Genomic DNA, 13,250 nt, shown 5'->3' with positions numbered 1-13,250 from the left:
GCAGGTGCGGGCGACACGGCCTGCCTCAGCGCTGCTGTGCCTGCTTCAGCAGTTCCCGCGCGTGATCCAAGGCAGCCTCGGATTCATCCGAACCTGCCATCATGCGAGACAGCTCGCGCAGTCGGTCCTGGCCGCTGACCTGGCTGATGTCACTGGCGGTGACCTGGCCGTCGTTGGCTTTGTTGATGACCAGGTGGCGGTCGGCGTAGGCGGCAACCTGGGGCAAGTGGGTCACCACGATCACTTGGGCGCAGCGAGCCAGTTCGGCCAACCGGGCGCCGACAGCCAGCGCCGCACGCCCACCAATCCCGGCGTCGACTTCGTCGAAGACGAACGTTGTCACCTCCGAGGATCCGCTGGCCGCGCCCGCGATGACCACCTCGATGGCGAGCATGACGCGCGACAGTTCACCACCCGAGGCAGCTTTGCCGACGCTGCGCGCCGGGGCCCCGGGGTTGGCAGCGAGGCGGATCTCCACGTCGTCGATGCCGGCTGCACCGTAGCGAACCGGCTCTTGGAATCCGGGCACCTGTAACCCTGCCGGGTCTGGGGTGTGGCCGAGCACGACGCTCACGGCCGCCTTACCCATGGCCAACTGCGACAGTTCTGTGGTGACGGCGCGGCCCAGATGTTCAGCTGCCTCGGCACGGGCGGTGTGCAGCGCCGCCGCTGTCTGCGCCAGTTCTGCACGCAGACGTTGCTCCGCGGCGCGCAGCTCCCCGATGCGGTCGTCCGCAGTGAGAAGTTCATCCAGACGTGCAGCGGCCCGCGCGCCCCACGCCAGGACCTCATCGATGGTCTCCCCGTACGCACGAGTCAGGCGGGACAGCTCGGATCTGCGCTGCTGCACCCACGCCAACCGGGCCGGGTCGATCTCCAGTCCGGACAGGTAATTCGACAGATCACCTGCCACGTCGGTGGCCAGATAGGCCAGGTCGGCGATCCGGGTCTCTAACGCGGCAAGGTCTTGGTCGTGGCTGCTCACCCCGGACAGGCTTTCGCGGGCCTGGGCCAATGATTGCGCCGCGCAGGTGTCGAATTCGACGCCACTGGTCTCATCGGCGCCAGCCAGGTAGGTGTACGCGCTGGTGGCGCTGCTGCGCAGCGCATCGACATGACCCAGCCGCTCTTCTTCCGCGCGCAGGGCCAGGTCTTCGCCAGGCATCGGGTCGAGCCGTTCCAGCTCGGCCAACCCAGCACGCAGCACATCGGCCTCGCTGGTGCGCCGGTCCTGCTCCTGGGTGAGGCTGCGCAACTCCTCCGCAGCCTGGCGGTAGGCCGCAAAGCATTCCTGATAGGCAGCCAACGCCGGTCCCACGGTTTGCGGCGCGGAAGCATCCAGCAACAGCCGATGCTGCTCGGGGCTGCGCAGGCGCCACTGTTCGGCTTGGCCGTGCACCGCGACAAGCATCTCCCCCAGTTCGCCCAAGACACCGACCGGCGCGGTGCGTCCGCCCACGTGCGCCCGGGATCGACCGGATGCCGAAACGGTTCGCACCAGAACCAGTTCGTCCTCGCTGACATCGGCCCCGGCTTCGGCTGCTCGCAGCAACGCCGGGTGGCTCTCCGGCAGCAGCACCGAGCCCTCCACGACTGCGGTGTCGGCTCCAGAGCGCACCAGGGAGGCGTCGGCGCGCGCTCCGAGCAGAAGCCCCAGCCCGGAGACGACCATGGTCTTACCGGCGCCCGTCTCACCCGTGAGCACCGTCAGCCCCGGCGACAGGTCGAGCACGGCCTCGTCGATGACGCCGAGCCGGGAGAGCCGGATGCGAGAAAGCATGGCTGCAGCCTACGAGGCGGCGCTGACACCGCCGGGACGGGAGCAGTTCAACGCGCCGGGTGGGTCGCGCCCGGCCGCTGCCGGCTAATCGTCCGCAGGTGCAGTTGCAGGTGTCGTCGGCTCCGGCTCAGGTGCGGCGTCGTCCGCCGCGCCAGCCTTCCACCGACAGGTCGAACTTCTCCACGAGTCGATCCGTGAACGGAGCCTCCGAGAGGCGCACGAGGCGCACCGGGCGATCGCCACGGGTCACTTCGACCCGCGCCCCGTCGGGCAGGTCGACCGGGCGCGCGCCGTCGCACCACATCACGCCGCGACCTCGGATGCCGGGCACGAGTTCGACCGCTACCTGAGAGTCGGGGGCGACCACCAGCGGCCTGGCGAACAGGGCGTGCGCCGACAGCGGCACCAGCAGGGTGGCTTGAACATCGGGCCACACCACCGGTCCCCCGGCCGAGAACGCATACGCCGTGGAGCCGGTGGGTGTGGCCATGACGACGCCGTCGCAACCCCAGGTCGACAGCGGGCGACCGTCGATCTCCAGAATGAGTTCGAGCACCCGCTCCCGGGCGGCCTTCTCCACGGTGACCTCGTTGAGCGCCCAACTCTGCGCCACGATGTCCGAACCGGAGCGGACCACGACATCGAGGGTCATCCGGTCCTCCACCCGGTAGTCCTCGGCGCTGATCCGTTCCACTGTGACCGCGAGGTCTTCCTTCTCGGCCTCGGCGAGGAAGCCCACGTGCCCGAAGTTCACCCCGAGCAGCGGAGTGTCGGTCTCGCGGGCGAGTTCGGCGCCACGCAGGATCGTCCCGTCACCGCCCAGCACGCACACAAGCTCGCAGCCCAGGGCAGGCACCTGGGTGTCGGCCACGCTGATGTCGTCACCGAAGATGCCGCGCAGCGCGGTCGGGGCCGGGACCACCGGATCCAGGCCCGCCTCTCGCATGAGCTTGGCAACCACCCCGACGAGTTCCTGCAGATCAGGGCGGCCAGGGTGAGCGATGATCAGCACGCGGCGGGTCATCAGGAATCCTCCTGCGAGGTGACGGCCGCCACGAGCGCGGCGACCTGCACGGGACGCTGAACAGCCGAGACCCACAGAAGATACTCGCGGTTACCGGTGTTGCCCGGAGTAGGGCTCGCGATCAGGTCGTACGGGTAGAGCCCGGCGGCCAAGGCGGCCTCGGTGACGTTCGCCAGTGCCTGCTTGCGGTTCTTGGCAGAAGTGACGACTCCGGATTTGCCAAGCCCGCTCCGCCCCACCTCGAACTGTGGTTTGACCAGCAGCACCCCGTTGCCGGTGTCGCTGAGCAGCGCGCGAAGCCGGTCCAGAACCAAGGTCAGGGAGATGAAGCTCAGGTCGGCGACCAGGAAATCGAAGGGGGCACCGACCTGGTCAGCGTCGACCTCACGGATGTTGTGCCCGGAAAGGTCGCGCACTCGCTCGTCCTGACGCAGCAGCGGCGCGAGCTGATCGTGGCCGACGTCGATGGCGACCACATCGGTCGCGCCGCGTTCCAGCAGCACTTGGGTGAAGCCCCCGGTGGAGGCCCCGACGTCGACGCAGTGCGCGCCTTGCACATCGAGTTCGAAAGCCTCGAAGGCTGCCAGCAGTTTCAGAGCGGCCCGGCCTACCCAGCGGGCGGCGCCATCGGAATCCACCTCGACCCTCGCCCCGGGGGGCACCATTCGGGAGGCACGCTGCATGACTCGCCCATCCAGGCGCACCACCCCGGAACGCACCAGGTCCCGCGCTTGGCCGCGAGAGCGCGCCAGTCCTTCGGCGACCAGGTGGACGTCCAGGCGAACCGGCACCTTGGCGTTCATCGCTCGCTCACATCTCCGAGTCGGGCCCGCAACTGCCGGTGCACTTCTTCAGCAGCGCCGAGAACGGCGTCCAGGTCGTCTGCGGCCACGCCCTGCAGGCTGCGCAGCGCGTCCTGCAGTTGCGGGTCTGCGGCTACCTCGCCGGGGGCAACCGGAACAGGCGGTCTGGGACCAGGCGTAGCTGGCTGCGAGGGCACTGCAGCCTCGGGTGCGGTTGCAGGTGTGGGTTTCCCCGCCGCGGGAGGTGTCGGCCCCGGGGTGGGACCCGGCACCGGCGACGCAGCGGGGGTTACGCCCGCCAGCTGCCCGGGTGCCGGCACTCCCGCCGATCCTGGTGGCGTGTCACGTGCTGACTGCGATGAGGCGCCGGGTGGGCCAGGGGTGGGCGTGAACGGCGACCTCGGCACCGGCCGAGGACCGGGTAAGGGCGGCTGGGTGTTCACGAGGTCTCCCCCGCGTCTACCCAACTGTCGACATCGCCCCACGTCGAAGGGTCCAGTTCCTCAGCGGCCCAGCACGCGGCGACGAACGCCCGCAGCCGCTGCGATGGTGTTCCGCCCTCGTGCAGTTCCAAACTCGCACCGAGGCTGACCCGGGCTTGCCCGCAGCTGGCCTGTACTTCGCCCTGGCCGGACTGGACTTCGGCCTCGTCGTATTCCTGGGTCAACGCCCGCAGGTCGGCGGCGATGTATCGGGGGCGCATCGAGTGATCGGCCAAAGCCACGTCCACGGGCCTGCTCACCCCGGTGCGCACATAGAGCCCGTCCATGCCGGAGGCCACCGCCCCGGCCAGGTCGGTGTCCAAGCGGTCACCCACCGCGAGCGTTTCGCTCGGTTCGCACCCGAGCACTTGAGCACACACCAGGTACAGCGGCGCTTCGGGTTTTCCTACCACCGTGGGCTCGATCCCGACTGCGTGTTTCAGCGCGCCAACCAGGGCTCCGTTGCCGGGGGCCAGCCCACGTGCCGTCGGCAAGGTGGTGTCGTTGTTCGTCACCACCCACAGCGCACCTTCCTGGATCGCGAAGGCGCCCTGGCTCAAGTCGCTGGAGCTGACATCCGGGCCGAAGCCCTGCAGGACAGCCAACACAGGTTCGAAAGACTCCTGCTGCGCAGCGGCGGCCTCAAGCTGGGACGGTAGTACCGGCTGCAGCCCTGATTCCTGCAGTGCCAGCCGGACGCCGGGCCCGCCGATGGCAAGGACCCGGCCTCCGGCGGGCAGGACCTCAGCGAGGTGCCGGGCCCCGGCCTGGGCACTGGTGAGCACGTCCCGCAGTTCGAGGTCCAGCCCGAGCCCGCGGAGTTGCTCGTACACCTGCTGCGGGGGACGTGAGGCGTTGTTCGTCGCGTACGCAACGCCAACGCCCGCTGCGTGAGCGCTCTGAAGTGCCTCTACCGCGTGCGGTACTGCTTCCGGTCCGCGATAGACCACTCCGTCGAGATCGCAAACGATGCCCCGATAACGCTCAAACAGCCTCATACGCTCATTCTCGCGTACGCCCGTCCACGTCCGGCGCAGGTGTCTGTGCGGTCGTGTCCTCATCGGGTTTCTCGACGGCTTCCGGCTTGCTGTCTTCTGGTTGGTCGCTTTCGGGCTCGATGGCTGCGTTGAACGAGTCGTCACTCAGGGCCGAGCTGTTCTCGGACGGCTCCGGGTTGCGGTCCGGGTCGGACTCGCCCGCAGCATCATCGAACCGCTCCTGGCTGCCGGTGCTTGTCTGCTGGCTAGGTTCGGGCTCCTGCGCCGGCTCGACTTCGTCGTTCACTCCAGACTCCGTTTCGCGCGGCGCCGCGTCATCCCCGGCCGATTCGACGTCCTGGCCGTGGTGCCTCCTGCGGTGAGAGCCCTCGTCCGGGTGGTCGTCGTGCGCGCGGTCCTCGTGGGAACGCTCGCCTTCCCGATCGCCGCCATAGTGCTCGCCGTGATCGCCGTCCTGGCGATCCTGCTGGAATCGCTCGTCGTCGCGGCCCTCGTGGTCGGCGTGGTCACGGACCTCGCCCTCGGGTGCGTCGTCTTCGTCCTCCTCGCCCTCCAGGAGGTCCACGTGCACGGTGCCGTCGAGGTCGTCCAGGCGCTCCCAGGCGTCGGTGGTCAGATCTGGGTCGCCCTCGGCAGCAGCGGTGAACCACTTGCGCGCCTGTTCGACGCGGCCCAGTTCGAGCAGGGCATCGGCGTAGGCGTAGTAGATCCGCGCAGCCCACGGCTCAGGACGTCCCGGCACCAGGTGTGGGCCTTCGAGCTCGGTGAGTGCAGCCTCACCCTGACCCATGTCACGTCGAATCCCGGAGCGCACGATCATCAGCTCGGCCCGTTCTGCGGTGCCCAGCGTCGCAGCCTCGGGCGAGCGTGCCAGGTCGAGTGCCTTCTCGGGGCGGCCCAGGGCACGCTCACAGTCCACCAGGTACGGAAGCAGATGGTGAGACCCGGAAAGGCGCCTGGCGGTCCGGAACTCGGCCAAGGCCAAGTTCCAGTCACCTTCTTGATAGGCCACCATCCCTCGGGCCTCCCGCACCGCCGGCACCCGGCCACCGCGACGGACCGCAGCGTCGGCGTGGGCCCGCGCGGTGTCGATGTCGGTGTCGATGAGGCGAGCAACCATGACTAGGTGAGCGCCGACACCCTTGGCGTTCTCCTTGGTCAGGGTACGCAGATCGCTCTTGACAGCACGGTCGACCTCCAGACCGGTGACGTCCTCGTCGATTGGCGGGTCAGCAGGCCGCCGGTCCTCTTGCGGGCGCCGGTCCAGTCGTCTGGGTCCGGGCCCTTGCCGCCGGTCAGCAGCTTCATCGCCGTACGGGGCACCCGAGCGCTCATCAGTACGCCCGCGGCCCCGGTCATCGCTACGACCATAGGAGGGACGCTCGTTCGGGCGGCCCCGGTCCCTGTCGTCACGGCCCCGCTCAGGGCGGCGATCGTCGCTGCGCCCGTAGGAAGGGCGCTCGTTGGAGCGTTGCGGACGCTCGCCACGGTCATCACCACGGAAGTCCCGGCGCTCACCAGAGCGCTGCGGACGGTCATCGCTGCGCCCACGGTCATCACTACGACCGTAGGAGGGGCGCTCACCAGAGCGCTGGTGGCGATCATCGCTACGACCATAGGAGGGACGCTCGTTCGAGCGGCCCCGGTCCCTGTCGTCACGGCCCCGCTCAGGGCGGCGATCGTCGCTACGCCCGTAGGAGGGGCGGCCCCGGTCCCGGTCATCGCTACGTCCATAGGAGGGGCGCTCGTTGGAGCGGCCCCGGTCCCGGTCATCGCTACGTCCATAGGAGGGGCGCTCGTTGGAGCGGCCCCGGTCCCGGTCATCGCTACGCCCATAGGGAGGGCGCTCGTTGGAGCGGCCCCGGTCCCGGTCATCGCTACGCCCATAGGAAGGGCGCTCACCAGAGCGCTGCGGACGTTCATCGCTACGCCCGTACGAGGGACGCTCGTTCGAGCGGCCCCGGTCTCGGTCGTCACGGCCCCGCTCAGGGCGGCGATCGTCGCTGCGACCGTAGGACGGGCGCTCACCAGAGCGCTGCGGACGGTCGTCGCTACGTCCATAGGAGGGACGCTCGTTGGAGCGCCCCCGGTCCCGGTCATCGCTACGCCCATAGGAGGGGCGCTCGTCGGAGCGTTGCGGACGGTCGTCGCTACGTCCATAGGAGGGGCGCTCGTTCGAGCGGCCCCGGTCCCGGTCATCACTGCGCCCGTAGGAGGGGCGCTCACCAGAGCGCTGCGGACGATCATCGCTACGCCCGTACGAGGGACGTCCCGGTCGGTCATCGCGACGGGAGTCCCCGCGTTCGCCACCGCTACCACGCTGCTCATTGCGTCCGTAGCCAGGACGATCCCCCGACCGCTGCGAACGCTCGGGGCGCTCGCTGCGGTCATCACGGCGCTCACCTGAACCGCCACGGTCATCACTACGTCCGCGGTGAGGACGCTCATCGAAGGAACGACCTTCGCCAGAGCCGGCGCGGTCGCGCGCCTGGCCACTGGGTGCAGATCCACGCGCAGGCCCGGCGTGCCCAGATCCCGAGCGGCCGTCACCAGCCTGTGGTGCGCGCGGCGGTTCTTGCCCGTCCGGCCGGCTACCCGACTCGGGTTGGTCGCGCCGCTCCGTACCTGCCGCGTCGGAACTGCGTGCCTTCGACCACCGTGAACGCGGGGTCTCCTCGTCTGCCATTCTCCGGACCTCTCTTTAGTTGCCACCTGGGAGAGCGGCGCGTCTGCCCTACCTTCTCACGGGCGATCGCCACAGTTGCAGGCTGCGCTGCTCATCGTCTTGCCGGAACGCGTTTAGGGAGGCCTTCACGTGATGTGAAGGCCTCCCTAACTCAAAAGTTGTCCGGCGGTGTCCTACTCTCCCACACCGTCCCCAGTGCAGTACCATCGGCGCTGAGAGGCTTAGCTTCCGGGTTCGGAATGGAACCGGGCGTTTCCCTCTCGCTATGGCCGCCGTAACTCTATCGACTTATACCAGCCACAACACCCCTGCACCCTTCCCGACGCCGCAGTATCCGACCTCCCGTTGTTGGGGGGTGGGACACCTGGCACGGTCAGTGCTGGTGTTGCTTAGTTGATTCCCGGGCTGGTGTGTCGGGAACCATACAGTGGACGCAGAACATCATCGTTGTAGTCAAGTTATCGGCCTATTAGTACCAGTCAGCTTCACACATTGCTGTGCTTCCACATCTGGCCTATCAACCCAGTAGTCTAGCTGGGAGCCTCTCACCCACAAGGGGCATGGAAACCTCATCTTGAAGCGTGCTTCCCGCTTAGATGCTTTCAGCGGTTATCACTCCCGAACGTAGCTAATCAGCGGTGCACTTGGCAGTACAACTGACACACCAGAGGTTCGTCCATCCCGGTCCTCTCGTACTAGGGACAGGCCTTCTCAAGTTTCCTGCGCGCGCAGAGGATAGGGACCGAACTGTCTCACGACGTTCTAAACCCAGCTCGCGTACCGCTTTAATGGGCGAACAGCCCAACCCTTGGGACCTACTCCAGCCCCAGGATGCGACGAGCCGACATCGAGGTGCCAAACCATGCCGTCGATATGGACTCTTGGGCAAGATCAGCCTGTTATCCCCGGGGTACCTTTTATCCGTTGAGCGACCGCGTTTCCACAAACCACGGCCGGATCACTAGTCCCGACTTTCGTCCCTGCTCGACATGTCTGTCTCACAGTCAAGCTCCCTTGTGCACTTACACTCAAAACCTGATTGCCAACCAGGCTGAGGGAACCTTTGGGCGCCTCCGTTACTCTTTAGGAGGCAACCGCCCCAGTTAAACTACCCACCAGGCACTGTCCCTGATCCGGATCACGGATCGAAGTTAGACATCCAGAACGACCAGAGTGGTATTTCAACGTTGACTCCACCCATGCTGGCGCATGAGCTTCACAGTCTCCCACCTATCCTACACAAGTCGTACCGAACACCAATACCAAGCTGTAGTAAAGGTCCCGGGGTCTTTCCGTCCTTCTGCGCGTAACGAGCATCTTTACTCGTAATGCAATTTCGCCGAGTTCGTGGTTGAGACAGTGGAGAAGTCGTTACGCCATTCGTGCAGGTCGGAACTTACCCGACAAGGAATTTCGCTACCTTAGGATGGTTATAGTTACCACCGCCGTTTACTGGCGCTTAAGTTCTCAGCTTCGCCCACAAGTGGACTAACCGGTCCCCTTAACGTTCCAGCACCGGGCAGGCGTCAGTCCGTATACATCGAATTACTTCTTCGCACGGACCTGTGTTTTTAGTAAACAGTCGCTTCTCCCTGGTCTCTGCGACCCTCACCCCTAACCCGTAAGGGTTTCAAGGTTCGGGCCCCCCTTCTCCCTAAGTTACGGGGGCATTTTGCCGAATTCCTTAACCACGATTCACTCGATCGCCTTAGTATTCTCTACCTGACCACCTGAGTCGGTTTTGGGTACGGGCGGCCACACCCCTGGCTAGAAGTTTTTCTCGGCAGCATAGGATCACCCTGCTTCCCCCATACGGGGTCACCATCACATCTCAGGATATATGCCTTCCGGATTTACCTAGAAGACTCCCTACATGCTTGGACGTGGACAACCATCGCCACGCGGAGGCTACCTTCCTGCGTCACTCCATCGCTTACCTACTACAAGATCGGGTCACACACTCCACGAAACGAAACTGATCAAAGACCAGAAACGAAACGCTTCAGATGTTTAGCATCCCCTGATTCAGTATGGGCGGTGTGCAGCCGGTACGGGAATATCAACCCGTTGTCCATCGACTACGCCTGTCGGCCTCGCCTTAGGTCCCGACTTACCCAGGGCAGATTAGCTTGACCCTGGAACCCTTGGTCATTCGGCGGACGGGTTTCGCACCCGTCATTCGCTACTCATGCCTGCATTCTCACTCGTGTGGCGTCCACGCCTGGATCACTCCGGCGCTTCACTCGCCACACGACGCTCCCCTACCCATCAACACCCCTGCCAATAAAGGAGGGAAATATGTCAATGCCATAGCTTCGGTGGTGTGCTTGAGCCCCGCTACATTGTCGGCGCGGAATCACTTGACCAGTGAGCTATTACGCACTCTTTCAAGGGTGGCTGCTTCTAAGCCAACCTCCTGGTTGTCATCGCAACTCCACATCCTTTTCCACTTAGCACACGCTTAGGGACCTTAGCTGATGATCTGGGCTGTTTCCCTCTCGACTACGAAGCTTATCCCCCGCAGTCTCACTGCCACGCTCTCACTTACCGGCATTCGGAGTTTGGCTGACGTCAGTAACCTGGTAAGGCCCATCAGTCATCCAGTAGCTCTACCTCCGGCAAGAAACACGTGACGCTGCACCTAAATGCATTTCGGGGAGAACCAGCTATCACGGAGTTTGATTGGCCTTTCACCCCTACCCACAGCTCATCCCCTCAGTTTTCAACCTAAGTGGGTTCGGTCCTCCACGACGTCTTACCGTCGCTTCAACCTGGCCATGGGTAGATCACTCCGCTTCGGGTCTAGACCCCGCGACTCAAACGCCCTATTAGGACTCGCTTTCGCTACGGCTACCCCACACGGGTTAACCTCGCCACGGAGCACTAACTCGCAGGCTCATTCTTCAAAAGGCACGCCGTCACCCCTAAAGGCTCCGACGGATTGTAGGCACACGGTTTCAGGATCTATTTCACTCCCCTCCCGGGGTACTTTTCACCATTCCCTCACGGTACTTGTCCGCTATCGGTCACCAGGGAATATTTAGGCTTAGCGGGTGGTCCCGCCAGATTCACACAGGATTTCTCGGGCCCCGTGCTACTCGGGAAAACGCATCGGAGTTCACACTGTTTCGCCTACGGGGGTTACACCCTCTATGCCGGGCCTTTCCAGACCCTTCGGCTACAGCACGAATTTCTTACTCCGTTCGGGATCAGTAGCTCCCGACACACGCTCCCACAACCCCACACACACAACGCCTACCAGCTTTAACATGCATGCGGTTTAGCCTGATCCATTTTCGCTCGCCACTACTCACGGAATCACTTTTGTTTTCTCTTCCTGTGGGTACTGAGATGTTTCACTTCCCCACGTTCCCTCCACACACCCTATATATTCAGGTGTGGGTGACTGGACATGACTCCAGCCGGGTTTCCCCATTCGGAAATCCTCGGATCACAGTCTGGTTATCGACTCCCCGAGGCTTATCGCAGATTCCTACGTCCTTCATCGGTTCCTGGTGCCAAGGCATCCACCGTGCGCCCTTAAAAACTTGACCACAACAAAGATGCTCGCGTCCACTGTATAGTTCTCAAAACACCAACCCACAACCACCCCAACGCACCCAAACAGGAACGCCGAAGCAGAAAGGGACAACCAGAGTAAACCAGACACACACCACAAAAGCGTGCAGCCGATCCCTCAGGACCCAACAACGTGCCAGACCCCCACCAGACCACACACACTTTCCACACCAACCACACCCAAAAGATGCAGCCAGCCGTACTCGTAGACATGCGAACCAGCAGAAGCCAAATAATCGATGATCCACCCATGAGCAACACCCCAGTCACCACAAACGAGTGACATAAAAGGTGCAACCATTCGGTTGATGCTCCTTAGAAAGGAGGTGATCCAGCCGCACCTTCCGGTACGGCTACCTTGTTACGACTTAGTCCCAATCGCCAGTCCCACCTTCGACAGCTCCCTCCCACAAGGGGTTAGGCCACCGGCTTCGGGTGTTACCAACTTTCGTGACTTGACGGGCGGTGTGTACAAGGCCCGGGAACGTATTCACCGCAGCGTTGCTGATCTGCGATTACTAGCGACTCCGACTTCATGGGGTCGAGTTGCAGACCCCAATCCGAACTGAGACCGGCTTTTAGTGATTCGCTCCGCCTTACGACATCGCAGCACTCTGTACCGGCCATTGTAGCATGCGTGAAGCCCAAGACATAAGGGGCATGATGATTTGACGTCGTCCCCACCTTCCTCCGAGTTGACCCCGGCAGTCTCCCATGAGTCCCCACCATTACGTGCTGGCAACATAGAATAAGGGTTGCGCTCGTTGCGGGACTTAACCCAACATCTCACGACACGAGCTGACGACAACCATGCACCACCTGTACACCGACCTTGCGGGGAGCACATCTCTGCACTTTTCCGGTGTATGTCAAGCCTTGGTAAGGTTCTTCGCGTTGCATCGAATTAATCCGCATGCTCCGCCGCTTGTGCGGGCCCCCGTCAATTCCTTTGAGTTTTAGCCTTGCGGCCGTACTCCCCAGGCGGGGCGCTTAATGCGTTAGCTGCGGCACAGAACTCGTGAATAGAGCCCCACACCTAGCGCCCAACGTTTACGGCATGGACTACCAGGGTATCTAATCCTGTTCGCTCCCCATGCTTTCGCTTCTCAGCGTCAGTTATGGCCCAGAGACCTGCCTTCGCCATCGGTGTTCCTCCTGATATCTGCGCATTTCACCGCTACACCAGGAATTCCAGTCTCCCCTACCACACTCTAGTCTGCCCGTACCCACTGCACGTCCGGAGTTAAGCCCCGAATTTTCACAGCAGACGCGACAAACCGCCTACAAGCTCTTTACGCCCAATAATTCCGGACAACGCTCGCACCCTACGTATTACCGCGGCTGCTGGCACGTAGTTAGCCGGTGCTTCTTCTCCGCCTACCGTCACTTTCGCTTCTTCGGCGATGAAAGAGGTTTACAACCCGAAGGCCTTAATCCCTCACGCGGCGTCGCTGCATCAGGCTTTCGCCCATTGTGCAATATTCCCCACTGCTGCCTCCCGTAGGAGTCTGGGCCGTGTCTCAGTCCCAGTGTGGCCGGTCACCCTCTCAGGCCGGCTACCCGTCGTCGCCTTGGTGAGCCACTACCTCACCAACAAGCTGATAGGCCGCGAGCCCATCCCTCACCGAAAAACTTTTAATCCCCCACCATGCAGCAGGAGATCATATCCAGTATTAGACCCAGTTTCCCAGGCTTATTCTGAAGTGAAGGGTAGGTTGCTCACGTGTTACTCACCCGTTCGCCACTAATCCAGCAAGCAAGCTTGCCTTCATCGTTCGACTTGCATGTGTTAAGCACGCCGCCAGCGTTCGTCCTGAGCCAGGATCAAACTCTCCATAAAAGAATTCAAATCTGGCAAAACATCACATTGACGTTAAACCAACAAACAATTGGCATCG

At 63.4% G+C, this 13,250-nt stretch carries 6 protein-coding genes and 3 rRNA genes; 1 reads left to right on the top strand and 8 read right to left on the bottom strand.

The annotated features are described in order from the left end of the window. Positions 1 to 25: 25 nt before the first annotated feature. The 5 genes from recN to G9V96_RS14920 all read right to left on the bottom strand — a co-directional run bounded on the left by recN (position 26) and on the right by G9V96_RS14920 (position 6,207). The gene (gene recN, locus G9V96_RS00040; protein WP_168581199.1) at positions 26 to 1,780 is read right to left on the bottom strand and encodes a DNA repair protein RecN; all 1,755 of its coding nucleotides are present in this window, start codon (positions 1,778 to 1,780) and stop codon (positions 26 to 28) included. A gap of 127 nt (positions 1,781 to 1,907) precedes the next feature. Then, positions 1,908 to 2,804, bottom strand: a complete 897-nt coding sequence (locus G9V96_RS00035) for an NAD kinase (RefSeq protein ID WP_168581198.1) — start codon at positions 2,802 to 2,804, stop codon at positions 1,908 to 1,910. Continuing rightward, positions 2,804 to 3,607 carry a TlyA family RNA methyltransferase gene (locus G9V96_RS00030; RefSeq protein ID WP_226913344.1) on the bottom strand — a complete coding sequence of 268 codons (804 nt, stop codon included), beginning with the start codon at positions 3,605 to 3,607 and terminating at the stop codon, positions 2,804 to 2,806. The genes G9V96_RS00035 and G9V96_RS00030 overlap by 1 nt, the downstream gene beginning before the upstream one ends. Positions 3,608 to 4,046: 439 nt before the next feature. Beyond that, positions 4,047 to 5,087 carry an HAD-IIA family hydrolase gene (locus G9V96_RS00025; RefSeq protein ID WP_168581197.1) on the bottom strand — a complete coding sequence of 347 codons (1,041 nt, stop codon included), beginning with the start codon at positions 5,085 to 5,087 and terminating at the stop codon, positions 4,047 to 4,049. A 4-nt stretch (positions 5,088 to 5,091) separates the two neighbouring features. After that, a complete protein-coding gene (locus tag G9V96_RS14920) occupies positions 5,092 to 6,207 on the bottom strand; it encodes a tetratricopeptide repeat protein (protein WP_210424426.1) in 1,116 nt (371 codons plus the stop codon). Positions 6,208 to 6,213: 6 nt separating this feature from the next. On the opposite strand from G9V96_RS14920, the gene G9V96_RS14915 reads away from it, so the two are divergent. Then, positions 6,214 to 7,494 (top strand): hypothetical protein, encoded by a 1,281-nt coding sequence (locus tag G9V96_RS14915; RefSeq protein ID WP_210424425.1) that lies wholly within the window; start codon positions 6,214 to 6,216, stop codon positions 7,492 to 7,494. 439 nt (positions 7,495 to 7,933) lie between these two features. Here G9V96_RS14915 and rrf read toward each other — a convergent pair. From rrf to G9V96_RS00005, 3 genes are all read right to left on the bottom strand, one after another. Next, positions 7,934 to 8,050: ribosomal RNA gene (gene rrf / locus G9V96_RS00015) — 5S ribosomal RNA — on the bottom strand. A gap of 172 nt (positions 8,051 to 8,222) precedes the next feature. Next, a 23S ribosomal RNA gene (locus tag G9V96_RS00010) occupies positions 8,223 to 11,327 on the bottom strand. 344 nt (positions 11,328 to 11,671) lie between these two features. After that, positions 11,672 to 13,192 (bottom strand): 16S ribosomal RNA (locus tag G9V96_RS00005). Together the 16S, 23S and 5S rRNA genes form the textbook arrangement of a ribosomal RNA operon. Between the last annotated feature and the right edge of the window lie 58 nt (positions 13,193 to 13,250).

Origin of the sequence: Gephyromycinifex aptenodytis, assembly GCF_012277275.1 — a bacterium.
Classification (GTDB): Bacteria; Actinomycetota; Actinomycetes; order Actinomycetales; family Dermatophilaceae; genus Gephyromycinifex; species Gephyromycinifex aptenodytis.
This window is presented reverse-complemented; position numbering and strand designations above follow the sequence as displayed.

What these genes read in the sequence shown, in the direction of transcription:
- recN (WP_168581199.1), bottom strand. Translation starts at nt 1,780, where the DNA reads ATGCTTTCTCGCATCCGGCTCTCCCGGCTCGGCGTCATCGACGAGGCC.
- G9V96_RS00035 (WP_168581198.1), bottom strand. Translation starts at nt 2,804, where the DNA reads ATGACCCGCCGCGTGCTGATCATCGCTCACCCTGGCCGCCCTGATCTG.
- G9V96_RS00030 (WP_226913344.1), bottom strand. Translation starts at nt 3,607, where the DNA reads ATGAACGCCAAGGTGCCGGTTCGCCTGGACGTCCACCTGGTCGCCGAA.
- G9V96_RS00025 (WP_168581197.1), bottom strand. Translation starts at nt 5,087, where the DNA reads ATGAGGCTGTTTGAGCGTTATCGGGGCATCGTTTGCGATCTCGACGGA.
- G9V96_RS14920 (WP_210424426.1), bottom strand. Translation starts at nt 6,207, where the DNA reads ATGGTTGCTCGCCTCATCGACACCGACATCGACACCGCGCGGGCCCAC.